We start from the raw sequence: 18,014 nt of genomic DNA on the forward strand, positions 1-18,014 counted from the left end.
TAATCGTTAACCTTCGTTGAGAGAGCGATACAATGTGTGACGCTCAGGATACACGTGATCGGCCAATTCTCGCAAAATTCCAGCCGTCGCACCCCAAATATTTCTATGTTGATATGGAATAAAGTATACCTGATCGTAGATAAAGCGCCTTAAGCGATAGGCGAAATGCTGCTGTTGCTGCATTAAGTGCGCTAATGGCACGGTAAAAATTTCTTCGACTTCGCGTGGATCCGCGCGTAACGGCTGAGTTGGCGTGATGAAGCCAACGTAGGGGCGGATCAAAAAATTGCTGATGACGGGGTAATCTTGTAGCACCCCAACGCATTCAACATCACTAGGTTTGAGCGCAATTTCTTCATGAGCCTCACGTAATGCGGTGGCGTAAAGGTCGGCATCATCAAGCTCCTGGCGACCGCCGGGAAAGCTAATTTGCCCGGCATGGTGGCGTAAATGATTGCTACGTTGGGTGAGGACGACCTGTAATTCGCCTTCGCGTTCCCACAATGGAATCAACACCGCAGCAGGGCGTAGCCGCTTGAGCACTGGGCGCTCGTGACGGCGTTTATGGTGCAATTGAAAGCGGTGAAGAAATTCGTCGCGAGTCATGAAGGTACCTTGTCCTTTTGTGTGGACGCCAATACCGGTAAGATTTTAGCAACTTTATCCAACGTTTCTTGGTATTCTGCTGCGCCTTCCGAGTCGACCACCAAGCCGCCGCCAGCCCAACAATGAATGCGTCCTTGTTCGGCGACGAGGGTGCGGATACAAATGTTGGTATCGCTAACGCCATGCTGTGAAATATAACCGAGACTACCGCAGTAATAACTGCGTCGGTGGGGCTCTAGCTCGTCGATGATGGCCATTGCGCGAACTTTCGGTGCGCCGGTGATTGAGCCGCCAGGGAAGCATGCGGCAAGTAGATCTAACGGTTGTTGCGTGGTATTCAATTCGCCCTTCACGGTGCTTACCAAATGATGCACTGCGGCATAACTTTCGATTGCAAAGAGTTTCGGAACCTGCACTGTTCCCGGGCGACAAACGCGACTCAAGTCATTCCGCAACAAATCAACGATCATAACGTTTTCAGCACGATCCTTGGCGGCAGCTTGAAGCTCTGCTGCGAGTGCTTGATCGCGACTTGGATCGGGGTCACGTGGTCGCGTACCTTTGATGGGCTTGGTTTCGACCTTGCCATGTTCATCAACATGCAAAAAGCGTTCGGGCGAATGACTGAGGATTGCGCCATCTGACCAACGCAAAAAACCAGAGTAGGGAGCCTGATTCGTTGCACGCAAGCGTTGGTAGGCTGCCCATTCATCGCCTTCATAGTTCGCAGTAAAGCGCTGTGCGAGATTAATTTGGTAGCAGTCTCCAGCGCGCAAATAGTCCTGGACTTGGGCAAACTTCGTCAAATAATCCGCTTGCGACATGTTGCTTTGCCAGGCACTGGTCAAGGCAAAGTCAGTGGCGTTGGTTTGCGCCGTTGTTTGCTCTTTCCAGAAGGATTGCCAAAAGGTCTGCCAATGCGCAATTTCACTTTCTGGTGCCAGTAGCCAAATGCGGTCGCTGGCATGATCACGGATCAATGCGCGTGAGTACAAACCCACTGCGATTTCAGGTAGGTCGATGTCCGCCACGGCGCGTTCCGGGAGCTGTTCGAGGGCGCGACCGGCATCGTAACTCCAAGCACCAGCTAAGCCGCCCTGAAAAGGTAACTCGCTCGGCCCATCGTAGTCCGGCAACTGTGCCATAAGCTGTTGTAACCGTTGTGGCCACGACTCGCGCGCGGTGACAACCTCATCGGGTTGCCAAAATATGAAGTCGTAACGGCTGTTTGGGTGGCCGCAGCTATCGAGTAATAGGGCTCCAGGCTGCATAGCGATAGCGCTAAACAGTTCGGCAAAACTAACATCCGTTGCGGATTTTTGACCCGCATTTATGTCCGCTTTTAGGTGCTCTTTTTTGCACTCTTTTAAGTAGAAAGGGACAGCAACAATAGTCACAACATCGTCACTCCAAAAACATTTGTTGTAAGCTTAACATAAGCGCGGCTAAAACTGGTCAGAGTGACCTGAAAACGCTATGATAGCGGGCAATTGTAACCGCACGATGTAGAGGAAATCATGGCCATTATTCGTCAGGCTGACTTTATTGAGAGCATCGCTGATGCCTTGCAGTATATTTCGTATTATCACCCACTCGACTTTGTTCAAGCGCTCGAAAAGGCTTATCACAAAGAGGAAAGTGAAGCCGCAAAAAATGCAATTGCTCAGGTCTTGACGAACTCGCGCATGGCTGCCCAAGGGCACCGCCCAATTTGTCAGGACACCGGTATTGTAACCTGTTTTGTAAAAGTGGGCATGGGTGTGCAGTGGGACAAAACCGATATGACCGTGCAGCAGATGGTTGACGAGGGAACCCGCCAGGCTTACACCAACCCAGAAAACCCCCTACGCGCTTCGATTGTCGCAGACCCGGCAGGTAAACGTAAAAATACTGGTGATAACACGCCAGCTGTTGTGCACATTGATATGGTGCCAGGTGACAAAATTGAAGTGATGATCGCTGCCAAAGGTGGCGGTTCAGAGAATAAATCGAAAATGGTGATGCTTAACCCTAGCGATTCGATCGCTGACTGGGTGGTTGAAACAATGCCAAAACTTGGTGCTGGTTGGTGTCCGCCGGGAATGATTGGTCTTGGTATTGGCGGTACCGCCGAAAAGTCAGCAGTACTGGCGAAAGAAGCGTTGATGGACCCGGTGGATATTCAGGAACTATTGGAGCGTGGACCGCAGAACGCCGAAGAAGAATTGCGTCTGGAAATTTACGAGCGTGTAAATAAGCTAGGAATTGGTGCCCAAGGTCTTGGTGGTGTGACTACCGTCATGGATGTAAAAATCAAAACCGCACCAACTCACGCAGCATCCAAGCCCGTGACGTTGATCCCAAACTGCGCTGCGACACGTCATGCGCATTTCTACCTTGATGGTTCAGGAACAGCTGATCTGCAGCCGCCGAAACTGGAAGACTGGCCAGATATTACTTTTGAGCTTGGTGATGATGCACGACGCGTTAATTTAGATGAGTTGACGCAGGCTGATATCGAGACCTGGAAAACCGGTGAGACGGTATTGCTTTCCGGCAAAATGCTCACCGGCCGTGATGCTGCGCACAAACGTATCAAAGACATGCTGGATAACGGCGAAGCATTACCAGTCGACTTTAAGAACAAGTTTATTTACTACGTTGGCCCAGTTGATCCCGTTGGTGATGAAGTGGTTGGCCCAGCAGGCCCAACGACTGCCACGCGGATGGATAAATTTACCGACTTAATGCTCGATAAAACCGGTATTTTGGGCATGATCGGTAAGGCTGAACGTGGTCCTGCAACCGTTGAAAGTATCAAACAGCATAAAGCTGTTTATTTGATGGCTGTGGGTGGTGCCGCGTACCTCGTTGCCAAAGCAATTAAGAAAGCCAAAGTGGTGGCGTTTGAAGATCTTGGCATGGAAGCGATTTACGAATTTGAAGTCGAAGACATGCCAGTCACTGTGGCCGTCGATAGCACTGGTGAAAACGCTCACGAAACCGGCCCGGCGATATGGCGGGTAAAACTGGAAGCCGCTGATGCTTAGTTTGCAACTTTGGCAATGGCTAACTGCTGGCGCTGCGGCGCTGGCCGTTGGTGCCGTTGGCACTTGGTTGTGGCAACGCGCAAAAGTACAGCAGGCTGCCCAGCAGCTTGAACACCAAGCGGGTTTAGCAAGCCAGCGCGAAGCGCAGTTAGAAGATTCGCTTGAACAAATCCAGCAGCGCTTACAACTGGCTGAGCAAGAGCAACGTCAGTTGCAACAGCAACGTAGCCAACTCCAAGCAGATTTAGCTGCAAACCAAAGTAAGTTGGAAAGCACGCTTAAGCATGCCGAAGAAAAGCAGCGCTTGCTAGAAGCCAGTGAAGAGCGCATGAAAAAAGAGTTTGAGCGGCTGGCGCAGCAGATCTTTGAACAAAAGTCGGAACGCTTGCAACAGAGCAGTAAACAAACGCTTGAAGTGACATTGGCACCTTTCAAACAGCAACTTGAAGCCTTCAAGAAGCAAGTTGAAAGTCAATATACCGAAGAGCTCAAACAACGTGCCTCGTTAACGACCGAGATTACTTCGCTCAAAGAATTAAATAAACAAATGGCGACTGAAGCTGATGCTTTAACTCGTGCGTTAAAAGGCGACACTAAGGCGCAAGGTAATTGGGGTGAAGTGGTTCTTGAGCGCATCTTGAATCAATCAGGATTACGTGAAGGCCACGAATACGAAACGCAAAGCCATCATCGTGACGAAGATGGTAAGTCATTCAAACCTGACGTTGTCGTGCATCTGCCTAACGAAAAAGACGTGGTGATTGACTCGAAAGTATCGTTGGTCGCTTATGAGCGTTACTTTAACAGTGACGATGACAAAGAACGTGAGGCGGCTCTTGCTGAACACGTCAACTCGTTACGAGCGCACATCAAAGGGTTGTCGAAGAAAAATTATCAGCAGCTTGATAGCGTGCGAACGCTTGATTACGTGCTGATGTTTATCCCCATTGAGCCAGCTTTTTTGCTTGCAGTTGACCGTGATCCTGAACTTATTCGCTTAGCGCTTGAGCATAATATTATGTTGGTGAGCCCGACCAACTTATTGGTTGCCTTAAGAACGGTGAATAATATTTGGCAATACGAACAGCAGAACCGCAACGCGCAAAAAATTGCTGACGACGCGGGTAAGCTTTACGACAAGTTCGTTGGTTTTATTGAAGACATGCAAAAAATTGGGAATAGCCTTGATACCGTGCGTAAGCATTATGACGGAGCTATGAACAAGCTTTCAACGGGCCGCGGTAACCTCATCGGTCGGGTTGAGAAATTCAAAGAAATGGGCGTGCAAACGTCGAAAAAACTCGATAGTAAACTGCTTGATGATGACAGCGACGCCTAGACGTCGCTGTTCATTTGTCTATTTAGCTAGGCTAGAGCTAGCGCAGCGTTAACGTATAACGGTTCCCCATAAGTCATACTCATCGGCATGCTCGATCTGAACCTGTACGAGTTCACCCGGTTGCACCTCATACTCGCCATTCAGGTACACCAAGCCGTCAATTTCCGGCGCGTCGGCATAACTACGCCCGATAGCTCCTTCAGCATCAACCTCATCGATAAGAACTTGTAACGTGCGATCGATCTTTTGTTGCAAACGCGCCGCGCTGATCGCTTGCTGAACTTCCATAAAACGTGCGTAACGCTCCTGCTTTACGGTTTCAGGCACAGGGTCCGGTAAGTCGTTCGCTTTAGCTCCGTCGACGTCAGAATAGGTAAAACAGCCTACGCGATCGAGTTGTGCGTCGCGCAAGAATTGCAATAACTCTTCGAACTCTTCTTCGGTTTCTCCCGGAAAGCCGACGATAAAAGTGCTACGAATGGTTAGGTCAGGACAGATCTTACGCCAGTTTTGAATCCGTTCGAGCGTGCGGTCCGCTGAACCCGGTCGTTTCATCAGGCGCAAAATACGTTTGTTCGCATGCTGTAACGGGATATCAAGGTATGGAAGCAGCTTGCCCTCAGCCATCAATGGGATAATCTCATCTACCGACGGATAAGGGTAAACATAATGCAGTCGCACCCAGATACCGAGTTTAGCTAGTGCTTGGCAGAGCTCTAGCATGCGCGTTTTTACCGGCTGGCCATCCCAGAAGCCGGTTTTATGCTTCACATCAACGCCATAGGCACTGGTGTCTTGTGAAATCACCAATAATTCTTTCACCCCAGCATTAGCAAGCCGCTGTGCCTCCGCCAAGACGTCACCAATTGGGCGGCTCACAAGGTCGCCACGCATCGAAGGAATAATGCAAAACGTGCAGCGGTGATTACAGCCTTCAGAAATCTTTAAGTAAGCAAAGTGTCTCGGTGTTAACTTTACCCCGGTCTCGGGAACCAGATTTTCGAACGGAATACGCTCAGGTTGCGGCACGTGTTGATGGACATGTCCCATGACTTCTTCATAAGCATGAGGGCCGGTAATAGCTAACACATTCGGGTGCACCTCACGGATTTCATCGTCTTTAGCGCCCAAACAGCCGGTGACGATAACCTTACCGTTTTCGGTCAATGCTTCACCGATGGCATCGAGTGATTCTTGCACTGCACTATCAATAAAGCCGCAGGTATTTACAATGACCATGTCGGCGTTATCGTAAGTATTGACGATGTTGTAGCCCTCGGTACGCAGCTGCGTAAGAATGCGTTCCGAGTCAACAAGGTTTTTCGGGCAGCCAAGGCTGACAAAACCGATTTTCGGCTGCTTTAGCGTGACGTTACTATCAGGGGTATAAGATTCAACGCTCATATCAACCTTCGTTACTCGCAGCTTTAGCAAAGACGTCGTTGAGATAGGCAGCGATGCGTACGCCCCCTTGCTGTAAACGTTGCTTCATAATCGGGGTGTAATTATAGACATAATCCCAGCCCAAATAGGGTTCGTCAGTTTGTGGATAGACTTCGTCGCGTAACTTCGAACTTTCACGGATCCACGTGTACGGATCTGGTGTCGCCCAGGTGTTGGCTTGCTCGGCGGTAATACGACGCTGCAACCAATGAGAAAACTCACTGTAAGACAATTGTTGATGGTCGACTAAGCCCGAGTCCCAGACTCGGTGCAGGTTACTTTGTTCGCCAAAGAACACCACTTTAACGTCATTGCCACCACGATCATTGAGCGCTGCGGAACCGACGTGCAACGGTTGATGTAAATCGCCAATAATATGCACAATAAAGCGCAGCGCCAGTTGTTTTTCTTGTCGGCTTGCGCTGTCACTCGTTAACGTTGCCGTGAAGTCCTCAAGTGCGCTAAAAGCGTCACCCTCGGGTGGGCAATCGTCAGCATGGTAGTCATGCGGCTGTTGCAAAGTCACATAGTGAAAAGGGTTCGCCGTCTCCTGCCAAAACTTATCTGGATTGGAGCGCATTTCGTCAGCGTAGGTTGAGGCTTCGGCCAGTGATTCGGGACCAAGTAAATCAGCAATCGCTGCGCGGGCGTCGTCGGTGAGGTAGTGTGTCGCAATTTTACCGGTAATGCGGTGTCCAGTTTTGCCCCAAGCATGTGCGGGCGTAGCGACCAAACTTGCCGCGGACGCTAAAGCGAATGCACCAGCAGCGGCAAGAGCAAGTTTCGATAAATTCATAGTGTCAGCCGTCAATGAAATGATGCTGATATTTTACGGGTTCTGTAGCAGAAGCCAACGATCTTTTGCGGCTTGAAAGGCTTCATCTTGTCGAACTTGCGGAATGGCTTGATTGATGAGTTCAATGGCTCGGTTGCCCCAAGCCGTTGGCGGACAGCCGACTGCGCCTTCAACGTGTGTAGCTTGATTTTGTAAAATTGGAATGAACACCAAATCGATCGGTAATACCTGATTGTGGTAGTTCAACAACATCGGGTAGTCGATGACAAAATCGACCCTGCGGGCATTAACCATGGCGAGCATGTTGGCGTTTGCGTCTTTACCGGAAACCTCTGAGAAGTGCTCAGTATTGAGCAAAAAACGCTCAATATAAGGTTGCAGATCGCCATAGCGGCGGCCCATCGGTTGGGCGAAACGATAATTGCGTTGTTTCAGCAACTCGACAAGGTCAACGGGATTACCAAACTGCTTGGTGAACTCTTTTGCTAACTCTGGTCGGGTAATAATGCCATGTGCTGGGTACTCGAGCACAAGATCCGAGTAGGTGACAATATCTGCTGGGCGAACATTGCGAATCATACACGGGAAACAAAGATCTTCGCCCTGCCGAATATGCGCAGCAATACGGCCCTGTGGGTAGTACTCGATACTCTGTTCAACGTCAGGTAACGCACGTTGAAATGCATCGATCATGACATCGCAAACGCCTTGGTTAGCGTAATAGCCATCGGTGATGTGAAACGGCGGCGCATTATTCACGCCCCAGACAATGGAGTCCTTGGTTGCGCTGGCTTTCTGTGCGTGTGCCTTAGGGGGACTGACGACTTGTGTCGCTAGAACTAGGGCACTCAATGTCAGTGCTTGTATCACAAGACGCACACTTAAAACCTCGTATGGCTAACATTAGGTTAACCATCATAACGATTGCTAAAGCGAAGCGCTAGCCTAAATTTTCTGCCCGCATATGATCCACCCACATTGCTGTCGAGCCACAAACGGCTACGGGAATCATGATCAGGTTAATCAGTGGGATTGATGCTAGAAAGGCAACCACCACGCCAAAAGTGAGGCTTTTGCCTTGATGTCGGTGCAGGCTGCTGCGCATATCTCGAAATGGGACTTTATGATTGTCAAACGCATAGTCAGCGTACTGAATTGTCATCATCCATCCGCCCCAAAGTAGCCACAATACCTGACCGATGACTGGCACAAAGATAAGCAGTAAGAAGAATCCCAAGGAGCGTGGGATAAAATAAAGTATTTTCTGGAACTCTCGACCTAGCGTCCGTGGAATGTCTTTAATCATACCACTCACCCCACCGTTAGCAGCGGGCACGCCGGTGAGCCGTTCTTCGACTTTTTCGGCCAGTAAGCTGTTAAAGGGCGAGGCGATGATATTGGCCACACTAGTAAAGGTCATGGCAAATAACAGCAACACAGCAATGATGATGAGTGGCCAAAGAATGACTTCCAACCAATGCAGCCACTCTGGTAACCATGCCATAAAGTCTGCAACCCAAAGCGTGGTGTAATGAAAGACCGCGGCAATAGCAACGCTAAAGAGCAGAACGTTAATTGTTAATGGAATCAGCGCATAGCGGCGGACGCCTTTTTGAAAGGCAAGCTCAAAGCCGCGGGCAACGTAACTTGCGCCAAAATCACTGTAACCTGCTTGCGCCATGCTTAACTCCTTGCTGGTTCCGACCGAAAAGAAAATAGTGTTTGCGAGAGCTTTACGCAGTATACAAACTTATAATCTCGAACTAACCTTGAAAATGTTACAAAATCTAGCATTATGAAGGTCTGCTAACACAAACCCTGACATAATAATTAAAAACAGGACCCCATGCGCCTCAAACATATCAAACTTGTAGGCTTTAAGTCGTTCGTCGACGCTACCAAAGTGCCATTTCCGCACCAGATGACCTGTGTCGTCGGGCCGAATGGCTGTGGCAAGTCTAATGTGATTGATGCGGTGCGCTGGGTGCTTGGTGAAAGCTCGGCGAAAAACTTACGTGGCGATGCCATGACCGATGTTATTTTTAATGGCTCTGGCGCACGAAAGCCAGTATCGCAAGCCAGTGTCGAGCTGGTTTTTGATAATTCTGATGGGCGTATTCAGGGCGAGTATGCTAACTACGCAGAAATTTCTGTGAAACGACTCGTCACTCGTGATGGTCGCTCTGATTATTTTCTCAATAGTAGTAAGTGCCGCCGCCGTGATATTACGGACTTATTCCTTGGTACCGGGTTAGGTCCGCGTAGTTATGCGATCATTGAACAAGGTATGATCTCGCGGCTTATCGAGTCGAAACCTCAGGAACTGCGCGTATTTATTGAAGAAGCTGCGGGTATATCGAAATACAAAGAGCGTCGCCGTGAAACTGAAAACCGAATGCAGCACACCCGTGACAATCTTGATCGTTTGAATGATGTGCGCGATGAACTTGGTAGCCAATTGGATAAACTGCAACGCCAAGCCGCCGCAGCACGCCGCTATAAAGATTTAAAGCAACAAGAGCGTAAATTTAAAGCTGAACTGCAAGCATTGCGTTGGTTAACCCAGGAACAGCAAGCTGAAAGGTTGCGACAAACCATTCGGGAGCACGAGGCAGAACTTGAGCGTTGGCTCGCTGAGCAACGAGGTAGTGAACGCGGAACAGTGGAATTGCGGGAGCAGGCGAACGAAACCAAAACTAAATTGGATGAAATCCAACAGCGCTTTTATCAGCTTGGTAATGATGTCACGCGCACCGAACATCAATTGCAAGCACTGCGCACGCAAGCGCAGCAGCGGGAACAACGGCAGCAACAATTACGAGCTGAACTGACGCAGTTGGATGAAACCTATCAACGTGACGTTGAGCAAGAGGTAGACATCAATTTGCAGCTCGAGCAGTTGCAACCCGAGTTGGAAATGGCCGCAGAGCAAGCTGAACAGGCCCAAGAAGCTTTCCAGCAGCATGAAGAAGCTTGGTTGCAATTGCAAAACGACTACCAAGCGTTTTTAGCTGAACAGCAGCAGCATCGCGAGCGCCTGCAACAGTTACAGTTGCAACGCGAGCGTTGCACTGACCAGTTACAGCGCACTCAGCAACAGCGTCAAGACGCCGTAGAGCAAGCGCAACAACTTAAACGAGAGCTTGCAGAGCTGACTGAGCATGCAGCAGCGCAGGAATATGCACGGGCTGAACAAGAGCTTGCCGACGCTGAACTTGGCTTGACTGAGCAACAACAACGCCTCCAACAACTGCGCGAACAGCGTCAACAAGACCAGACGCAACTGACCGACGTGCAGCAGCAAGAGCAACAGTTAGTGGGCCGCGAAAGCTCGCTGCAAACTTTACTTGCCGCCGCACAAGCCGATTGGCCAGCAATTGTGGCGGAATGGCTAAGCGAGCAGGGGCTGCAACCACTTGGACAAGTGCGAGAGCTACTCGATGTGAGCGACGAGTGGCGCTTGGCCGCTGAACAAGCCTGTCACGCTTGGCTGGATGCTTATGTGCTTGAAGAAGCTCCAGCTCATTGGCCGGAACAACTTGGTACACGGTTGGTGGTGCTAGGTAGCTCAAAGGCTCCGTCAGACAGTCTCGCGGGGCAAATCAAGGGACCGTTACAGCAGTGGGCTCTGCCGCAACAGATGCTGTTGTGCGACGATGCAACTCAGGCGAGCAGCTTATCTGCAGGCGTCTCGGCCCGTGTAACACTGACCAAGGAAGGCCAATTGTGGAGCGCTGGTGGTTATCAAGCGCAGCAGGTCGAAGCCCAAGAGAGCCAACTGTTACAACAACAAGAGCTTGAACAGACCTCCACACAATTGGCGAAGGTCCGTGCGCAGCGTACGGCTAAGCAGCAACAACTTGAGCAGAGCAATGCCCGGCGCGAAGCGCTGGAAGCAGAGTTGTCGAGCGCCCAAAAGCGCTTTAACGAGGCGCAGGCAAATGCAGCAACTTGGCGCGAAAAACAACGTTGGCAGGCTGAACAACAAAGCCAATTGGAAAGTAAACTTTTACGCAGTGAAGAGCAGCAACAATCACTTGTTGAGACCGCCGAAACCTTGCAGTTACAGCTTGAAGAAGTGGTTTCTGCGCTAGCTGATGCTGAAGAGCAACAGCCGCGCAGCAACGAACAGGAATGGCAAAGTAAACGCGAGCTCCTGCAAGCCGAGCGTCAGCATTTACGCGAGCAGGCGCAACACTATCAGCAGCAATGGCAAGACAAGAAACTCAAAGTAGAGCAATACAAGAGCCAGCTTCAGCACATGCAGACCTTGGTGCAGCGCTTACAGCAACAACAACAACAAGCGCAAGAGCAGTTACAGCTATTGGCTGACGGTAGTGAAGATCAAGAAGAAACAGAAGTGTTAGCCTTACAACTGGAAGAGCTGCTGCAGCAGCGCGAGCAAGTTGACGAGGAACGGCGGGTCTGGGCCAATAAATTAGCTGAAATTGAGCAGCAGTTACATGATGTAAGTAGCGGTGTAAAAGGTGTCGAAACGCAGATAGAAAAGGCTCGACAACAACTACAAAGTAGCCAAATGGAGCTCGCTGCGGTGCAAGAACGTAGTCGTAACGTACTGTCGGTGCTCGATGAAATGCAGCAACCATTGAAGCCGGTTTTGGAGCAACTCCCAGAAGATGCTGACGAGAAAAAATGGCAGCAAGAGGTCGAACGTTTGCAAAGCGCGATTGCCCGCTTGGGCGCGATAAATTTGGCTGCGATTGAAGAGGCTGAAACTTTAGCAGAACGTAAAGAGTATTTAGATCAGCAGCACGAAGACTTAAGCTCAAGTTTAGAAACACTCGAAACGGCAATTCGTAAGATTGATCGCGAAACACGACAGCGTTTTAAAACCACCTATGACGCCGTCAATGGTGGTTTGCAAGAGCTGTTTCCAAAAGTGTTTGGTGGCGGTAGCGCTTATTTGGAACTTACCGAAGATGATCTACTCGAAACAGGTGTAGCGATCATGGCGCGACCACCAGGTAAGAAAAACAGTACAATTCATCTGTTATCGGGTGGTGAAAAGGCGTTAACCGCTTTATCATTGGTGTTTGCGATTTTTCGTTTGAATCCAGCCCCGTTTTGTTTGCTGGACGAAGTCGATGCACCGTTAGATGATGCGAATGTCGGGCGGTTTTGCCGTTTGGTAGAAGAAATGTCGCAAACAGTGCAGTTTATTTATATTAGTCACAATAAAGTGGCGATGGAAATGGCGTCACATTTAGCTGGAGTCACTATGCAAGAGCCTGGTGTCTCACGCTTGGTGGCTGTAGATGTCGATGAAGCTGTGGCCTTGACCGAAGCTTCATAAAAAAACAACAACAGAACATCAGAATCATGGAAAGCCTGCAATGAGTAGCATGCAAATTGTTTTTAGCATTATTGGTTTAGTGTTGATCGCGCTGATCATCGGCCACGGCATGTGGAATATTCGTCGCAATGAACGTCGTAAACTCGAACAACAGTTAGAACTTGAGCAAAAACGCCAGCGTGCGCAGGGAACAGCAGGCTTTGATGATGACGGCATCGGCGAAGTTCGCGTGATTCGCCGTGCTTCAGAACGTCAAGCGCAACAACAGAACATGGAAAAGCCTACCGAAAAGGTTGCGGAACAGAATACCAAGTCGTCTGCAACACAGACATCAACGGCTCCAGAAGAAGTTCCCGCAGCGCAGCCTAAAACGCGGGATAGTATTCGTGCGAGTGCCGAAGACGAAGATTTTGAGTTGCCTTCAGTAGCGGCGCAACCCGACGAACTGAAACAAGCAGAGCAAGCAGCAAAAGCGACCGCAAAAGCTGGCACCAGCAAAACATCTACGCCTGCTAAACCGGCGAAATCTGCAGCGGCCGAACCAGCACAGCAGAGTATGGAATTGCCACTCGAACCCGACGATGAGCCACCGCTAACGCAAGAACCGGATCTAGTGATTGCGCTTCATGTGGTGGGGCAGATCAGCGGTCCTGTTTTACTGCAACAGTTGACAGAACTGGGTTTCAAATACGGTGAGTTTGATATTTTCCACCGCCATGTCGATACCGCAGGTACCGGGCCGGTGTTATTCAGCCTTGCCAATATGTTCAATCCAGGCACTTTTGATATTGATGCTATGGAACATTTTGAAACCAAAGGCATTGCTCTGTTTTTAGCGCTGCCGATTAAGAGCAACTCAACACAAGCTTTTACCATGATGCATAATGCTGCTGAAAAAATTGCCGCAGCAGTCGAAGGTGGGCAAGTGCTCGATGAACATCGTAATCCACTGACCCGTCAAGCAGTGCAGCATATTCATCAAAGTATTCGTGAATACGAACGTAAACGTTTAATCCGACAGTAGGCCTATGACAGATTCAGCAGTTGTCGAGCGTGCGCAGCAGTTGCGCATGCTGATCACCCAATACAATCGAGAATATTACGAGCTTGATGAGCCGACGGTTCCCGATGCCGAGTACGACCGCCTATTCCGCGAACTACAGCAACTCGAAAGCGACTATCCGGAGTTGCAAAGCGCACATTCACCGACGCAGAAAGTTGGCAGTCAGCCGCTTGACGCATTTAGCCAAGTTGCCCACGAAATGCCGATGCTATCGTTGGATAACGCGTTCGACAGTGACGAGTTTGCAGCCTTTGCCCAGCGCGTTGCCGAGCGTTTAGATAGTGCGACGGCGATCGCCTACTGCTGTGAGCCAAAGCTCGACGGTGCCGCAGTAAGCATTTTGTATGAAGACGGTAAGTTAATCCGCGGTGCAACCCGTGGTGACGGTCAAACCGGTGAAGATATTACTGCCAATGTGCGTACCATCCGCAACTTACCGTTACAGCTGCAAGGTGACTACCCAAAACGGCTCGAAGTTCGGGGTGAAGTCTTCATGCCGGTGCAAGCTTTTGCGGAGTACAATGAAAAAGCGTTGGCACGCGGTGAAAAAACCTTTGCCAACCCACGTAATGCTGCCGCAGGTAGCTTACGTCAGCTCGACTCACGAATTACCGCGCAACGGCCTTTACACTTTTATGCTTATAGCATGGGAGTTGTCAGCGCCGACAAAGAGCTCAAAAACTCTCATTTTGAGCGTTTACAACAACTCGCTGCTTGGGGCTTGCCCATTAGTGGCGAAGTTCAGCGCGTGACCAATGCCGAAGGCTGCGAAGCATATTATAACGCTATCATGGCCCGCCGTGAGCAACTGCGTTATGAAATTGACGGCATCGTGCTCAAAGTAGATAACATCCATCAGCAGCAAGATCTTGGCTTCGTGTCTCGGGCGCCACGTTGGGCTATTGCCTGGAAGTTTCCTGCACAAGAAGAAATGACGGTCTTGCAAGGCGTCGACTTTCAAGTAGGGCGAACCGGTGCAATTACGCCTGTTGCGCGACTTGAACCTGTCTCGGTAGGGGGCGTCACGGTGTCGAATGCGACCCTGCACAATGCTGACGAAATTGCCCGACTTGATGCGCGTATTGGTGATACGGTGATCATTCGGCGCGCCGGGGATGTAATTCCACAAGTGGTCAGTGTCGTCAAAGAGCGTCGTCCGCCGAATACCGCGAAAATCGAATTTCCGCACGAGTGTCCGATTTGTGCGTCTCACGTCGAACGCGCTGAAGGTGAAGCCGTTGCCCGCTGCACTGGTGGCCTTATTTGTGCAGCTCAGCGTAAAGAGGCCTTGAAGCATTTTGCCTCTCGTAAAGCGATGGATATCGATGGTTTGGGCGACAAATTGATTGAACTCTTGGTTGAACGTGAGTGGTTGAAGTCGCCCGCTGACTTATTCAAGCTGAAGGCGCGCGAGCTAGCGATGCTTCCGCGTATGGGCGACAAGTCGGCGGAGAACATTGTCGCTGCCATTGAACAGAGTAAAACCACCACGTTGCCGCGCTTTTTGTATGCGTTAGGTATTCGTGAAGTAGGTGAGGCGACAGCGGCTAATTTAGCCAGTCACTTTGCTTCGCTTGAGGCATTAATGGCGGCCGACGAGGAACAACTTGAGCAGGTCAATGACGTTGGTAGCGTGGTCGCCAGTCACATCTATCAGTTTTTCCGCGAACCGCATAATCAAGAAGTCATTGCCGAGTTGCTCGCGCAAGGTATTGCATGGCCTGAAGTAGAACGGCTTGCGGAAAGTGAAGCGACACTGGCAGGAAACACTTACGTGCTTACTGGTACCTTGACGCAGATGACTCGCGATGAAGCAAAACAAGCGTTACAAGCGCGCGGTGCTAAAGTTACTGGGAGTGTTTCGGCGAAGACTACAGCAGTGATTGCAGGCGACAATGCTGGCTCAAAACTGACCAAAGCAGAGCAGTTGGGCGTGCCGGTGTTGAGTGAAGATGACCTGGTTAAACTACTGGACTAAATGACTGGGCTCGCAATGAACGAGCCCAGCATTCGCAAGATTTAGATGTCGTTCGTCATGCGCGTAACATCGACAATCAACTTTAAGCGTTGACCAGGTTGTAAATAGTTACTGCGGTTGATCTGATTCCACTTTTCGATATCGCGGATCGTCACATTGAATCGGTTGGCGATGCGCGCTAACGAATCCCCTGAACGGACCTGATAATGAATGCTGCGGGTAACGCCCGACGTTTTCTCCTCGCCTTGCCAAACCACAAGTTTACGTCCGGGGCGGAGCGGATCGGTTGGCGCTATGCCATTCCATTTTGCGAGTTGACGAAGGTTGACGTCATATTTTCGACTCAAGTCCCAAAGTGTATCACCGCGCTTTATGGTATGGTCGATTTTGTAGCTGCCTTGCTGGCGTGACTGGGTCGCCGATAAACGCTGATCAGCGGAAAGGCTGTAGTCATCGAGTTCACGTGCAGCCGCAGGCACTAGTAAATAATCACCAGCGCGGATCAAATGTCCAGAGAGGTTGTTCGCTTGCTGAATCGCGTGTGCCGTGGTGTGGTACTGCTTGGCAATCACAATGAGACTCTCGCCTGACTGTACCTTGTGACGGTGCCAGCGCACTAAGTCACTTTGTTCGGCATTCACCAACCACTGTTCGAGACGTTCGGCATTTGCTAATGGTAGCAGCAGGCGGTGGGGGCCATCAGGGTCTGTCGCCCAGCGATTGTAGCCGGAATTATAGTGGTGTAATTGTTCCAGTTCGAGCCCAGACATTTCGGCGGCAAGCGCTAAGTCAATTTGGCTATCTGTTTCGACTACGCGTAAATAAGGCGTATTTTCAATCGGTAACCAGCTCACTTGATATTTTTCTTGGTGTCGTAAAATATCTGCCAGCGCGAGCAATTTAGGTACGTAAGCTCGTGTTTCGCGGGGTAAGTCAAGTGACCAAAAGTCGGTTGGCTTGCCCGCTCGAGCGTTACGGCGAATTGCAGAATTGACGCGGCCACCCCCTGAGTTATAGGCAGCTAAAGCATGTAGCCAATTGTCAAAACGGTTATTCAAGGCGGTTAAATAGTCAAGTGCCGCATGAGTTGCGGAGTAAACGTCACGGCGGCCGTCATACCACCAGTTGATGTCCAAACCGTACTGACGAGCGGTACCGGGAATGAATTGCCAAATGCCAGCTGCACTGCCGTGGGAATAGGCAAAAGGATCGAAGGCACTCTCCACGATGGGTAATAGTGCTAATTCCAATGGCAAGTTCCGCTTTTCAATCTCTTCAACGATGAAATGCATGAACGGCGCCGCTCTTTTTGCGACCCGATCCATGTATGCTGGATGTTGCAGATAGAAGTTGCGCTGCGCTTCAACCCGAGCGTTTTCTGGAATAGGCATCGCGAGTTGGCGGCGAATACGCTGCCAAAGATCTGCTTCTTGTTGTGGCGTCACCTTTTCAACTAAGGGTAGTGGCGCGATCAGTTCAGGGTTGAGTAACTGCGTTTGCGACGGCGCTTCAGCTTGTTTTGCGCGTGGGGCTTTAACATTAGCTCTTTGATCTTGCTGAGTTGTCGTTGTTGTTGTCGCGGTGTCCGTCGGTGTTGATTGGCAAGCAGCCAAAACCGACGCACTTAGCGTCAGCATTATCAGTTTTTTCATGCATGCCTTCCTATCGGTAGGTTTAACTTGCTGCGTACTTTAACGCAGTTTAAGGTTTTAGAAATTATCTTTCCACTGCCTTAACTTGGCAAATTCTGCAGCGTCTTTAGCGCGCAGAAACGGATTAATCGCAAGCTCACGCTCAATGGTTGACGGCAGCGAAGGTTGCTGTTTTTCGCGCCATTGATGAACTTCACTTTCGGCGGACTGAATAGCCTTGTTATCTGGCTCGGCAGCGCGTGCAAAACGTAAATTCGCGGTCGTGTATTCGTGCGTACAATAGACTCGAGTGGCCGGCGGAAGTTCGGCTAACTTGCGTAAAGATGAAAAAAATTGCGGGGCTGTACCTTCAAACATGCGACCACAACCGGCGCTAAAGAGGGTATCACCGCAAAACAATAAACCCGGACTATAAAAGCTAAGATGGTCAAGTGTGTGTCCTGGCGTTTCGAGTACCTCGAATTCACACTCAAGCCCTGCCGGTGTGAAACGATCACCGTGTTTTAGTGTATGCTCAATGCCTTTGATTTTTGGATTGTCTGGGCCATAAACCGGCACCGCATAATGCTCAAGCAGTGGTAGCAAACCATCGGTATGATCCCAGTGGTGATGCGTAATAAGAATACTGGCGAGACCGATGCCTTGTGCTGCTAGCCAAGCTAAGACAGGTTTTTCATCGCCGGGATCAACAATAACGGCATCGTCATTCGCAGTTGGCTGAATAGCCCAAATGTAGTTATCATCAAAGGCAGGGATGGGCGTAATGATCATGGCGCATTCATCTTTCGTTGCTA

The 18,014-nt window shown here is 50.1% G+C and carries 13 protein-coding genes; 5 read left to right on the top strand and 8 right to left on the bottom strand.

What is annotated here, in order from left to right:
* Nucleotides 1-6: 6 nt before the first annotated feature.
* Both CWI70_RS00645 and pabB read right to left on the bottom strand, forming a co-directional pair.
* On the bottom strand, nt 7-606 hold the full coding sequence (locus CWI70_RS00645) for a CoA pyrophosphatase (RefSeq protein WP_126769614.1): 600 nt from the start codon (nt 604-606) through the stop codon (nt 7-9).
* A complete protein-coding gene (gene pabB / locus CWI70_RS00650) occupies nt 603-2,003 on the bottom strand; it encodes an aminodeoxychorismate synthase component I (RefSeq protein ID WP_241967795.1) in 1,401 nt (466 codons plus the stop codon). Before pabB ends, CWI70_RS00645 begins: the two co-directional genes overlap by 4 nt.
* Before the next feature lie 120 nt (nt 2,004-2,123).
* On the opposite strand from pabB, the gene CWI70_RS00655 reads away from it, so the two are divergent.
* Nucleotides 2,124-3,635 (top strand): fumarate hydratase, encoded by a 1,512-nt coding sequence (locus CWI70_RS00655; protein ID WP_126769616.1) that lies wholly within the window; start codon nt 2,124-2,126, stop codon nt 3,633-3,635.
* On the top strand, nt 3,628-4,974 hold the full coding sequence (gene rmuC, locus CWI70_RS00660) for a DNA recombination protein RmuC (protein ID WP_126769618.1): 1,347 nt from the start codon (nt 3,628-3,630) through the stop codon (nt 4,972-4,974). The genes CWI70_RS00655 and rmuC overlap by 8 nt, the downstream gene beginning before the upstream one ends.
* Nucleotides 4,975-5,022: 48 nt before the next feature.
* Here rmuC and rimO read toward each other — a convergent pair whose 3' ends face one another.
* The 4 genes from rimO to cysZ form a co-directional block, all read right to left on the bottom strand.
* Nucleotides 5,023-6,378, bottom strand: a complete 1,356-nt coding sequence (gene rimO / locus CWI70_RS00665) for a 30S ribosomal protein S12 methylthiotransferase RimO (RefSeq protein ID WP_126769623.1) — start codon at nt 6,376-6,378, stop codon at nt 5,023-5,025.
* 1 nt (nt 6,379) lies between these two features.
* The gene (locus tag CWI70_RS00670) at nt 6,380-7,213 is read right to left on the bottom strand and encodes a S1/P1 nuclease (protein ID WP_126769625.1); all 834 of its coding nucleotides are present in this window, start codon (nt 7,211-7,213) and stop codon (nt 6,380-6,382) included.
* 33 nt (nt 7,214-7,246) lie between these two features.
* Nucleotides 7,247-8,092, bottom strand: coding sequence for a hypothetical protein (locus tag CWI70_RS00675; RefSeq protein WP_126769627.1), 846 nt, complete (start codon nt 8,090-8,092; stop codon nt 7,247-7,249).
* Between the two features lie 61 nt (nt 8,093-8,153).
* The gene (cysZ, locus tag CWI70_RS00680) at nt 8,154-8,894 is read right to left on the bottom strand and encodes a sulfate transporter CysZ (RefSeq protein ID WP_126769629.1); all 741 of its coding nucleotides are present in this window, start codon (nt 8,892-8,894) and stop codon (nt 8,154-8,156) included.
* A 165-nt stretch (nt 8,895-9,059) separates the two neighbouring features.
* Here cysZ and smc point away from each other — a divergent pair, with 165 nt between their 5' ends.
* The 3 genes from smc to ligA are packed head-to-tail and all read left to right on the top strand — an operon-like array spanning nt 9,060 to nt 15,568.
* On the top strand, nt 9,060-12,527 hold the full coding sequence (gene smc, locus CWI70_RS00685; protein WP_126769631.1) for a chromosome segregation protein SMC: 3,468 nt from the start codon (nt 9,060-9,062) through the stop codon (nt 12,525-12,527).
* A 40-nt stretch (nt 12,528-12,567) separates the two neighbouring features.
* Nucleotides 12,568-13,551, top strand: coding sequence for a cell division protein ZipA (gene zipA, locus CWI70_RS00690; RefSeq protein WP_126769633.1), 984 nt, complete (start codon nt 12,568-12,570; stop codon nt 13,549-13,551).
* 4 nt (nt 13,552-13,555) lie between these two features.
* Nucleotides 13,556-15,568 (top strand): NAD-dependent DNA ligase LigA, encoded by a 2,013-nt coding sequence (gene ligA / locus CWI70_RS00695; protein ID WP_126769634.1) that lies wholly within the window; start codon nt 13,556-13,558, stop codon nt 15,566-15,568.
* Between the two features lie 41 nt (nt 15,569-15,609).
* On the opposite strand, the gene CWI70_RS00700 is transcribed toward ligA, so the two are convergent.
* Nucleotides 15,610-17,220: a LysM peptidoglycan-binding domain-containing protein gene (locus CWI70_RS00700; RefSeq protein ID WP_126769636.1), complete on the bottom strand. Its 1,611-nt coding sequence runs from the start codon at nt 17,218-17,220 to the stop codon at nt 15,610-15,612.
* A 57-nt stretch (nt 17,221-17,277) separates the two neighbouring features.
* Nucleotides 17,278-17,991 (bottom strand): hydroxyacylglutathione hydrolase, encoded by a 714-nt coding sequence (gene gloB / locus CWI70_RS00705; RefSeq protein ID WP_126769638.1) that lies wholly within the window; start codon nt 17,989-17,991, stop codon nt 17,278-17,280.
* Nucleotides 17,992-18,014 lie beyond the last annotated feature (23 nt).

It is taken from the genome of Pseudidiomarina homiensis (assembly GCF_003987225.1).
In the GTDB taxonomy this organism is placed as follows: Bacteria; Pseudomonadota; Gammaproteobacteria; order Enterobacterales; family Alteromonadaceae; genus Pseudidiomarina; species Pseudidiomarina homiensis.

Excerpts from the sequence above, each read along its gene's own strand:
- CWI70_RS00700 (WP_126769636.1), bottom strand. The coding sequence starts at position 17,220 with ATGAAAAAACTGATAATGCTGACGCTAAGTGCGTCGGTTTTGGCTGCT.
- CWI70_RS00645 (WP_126769614.1), bottom strand. The coding sequence starts at position 606 with ATGACTCGCGACGAATTTCTTCACCGCTTTCAATTGCACCATAAACGC.
- smc (WP_126769631.1), top strand. The coding sequence starts at position 9,060 with ATGCGCCTCAAACATATCAAACTTGTAGGCTTTAAGTCGTTCGTCGAC.
- cysZ (WP_126769629.1), bottom strand. The coding sequence starts at position 8,894 with ATGGCGCAAGCAGGTTACAGTGATTTTGGCGCAAGTTACGTTGCCCGC.
- CWI70_RS00655 (WP_126769616.1), top strand. The coding sequence starts at position 2,124 with ATGGCCATTATTCGTCAGGCTGACTTTATTGAGAGCATCGCTGATGCC.
- CWI70_RS00670 (WP_126769625.1), bottom strand. The coding sequence starts at position 7,213 with ATGAATTTATCGAAACTTGCTCTTGCCGCTGCTGGTGCATTCGCTTTA.
- rmuC (WP_126769618.1), top strand. The coding sequence starts at position 3,628 with ATGCTTAGTTTGCAACTTTGGCAATGGCTAACTGCTGGCGCTGCGGCG.
- gloB (WP_126769638.1), bottom strand. The coding sequence starts at position 17,991 with ATGATCATTACGCCCATCCCTGCCTTTGATGATAACTACATTTGGGCT.
- zipA (WP_126769633.1), top strand. The coding sequence starts at position 12,568 with ATGAGTAGCATGCAAATTGTTTTTAGCATTATTGGTTTAGTGTTGATC.
- ligA (WP_126769634.1), top strand. The coding sequence starts at position 13,556 with ATGACAGATTCAGCAGTTGTCGAGCGTGCGCAGCAGTTGCGCATGCTG.
- rimO (WP_126769623.1), bottom strand. The coding sequence starts at position 6,378 with ATGAGCGTTGAATCTTATACCCCTGATAGTAACGTCACGCTAAAGCAG.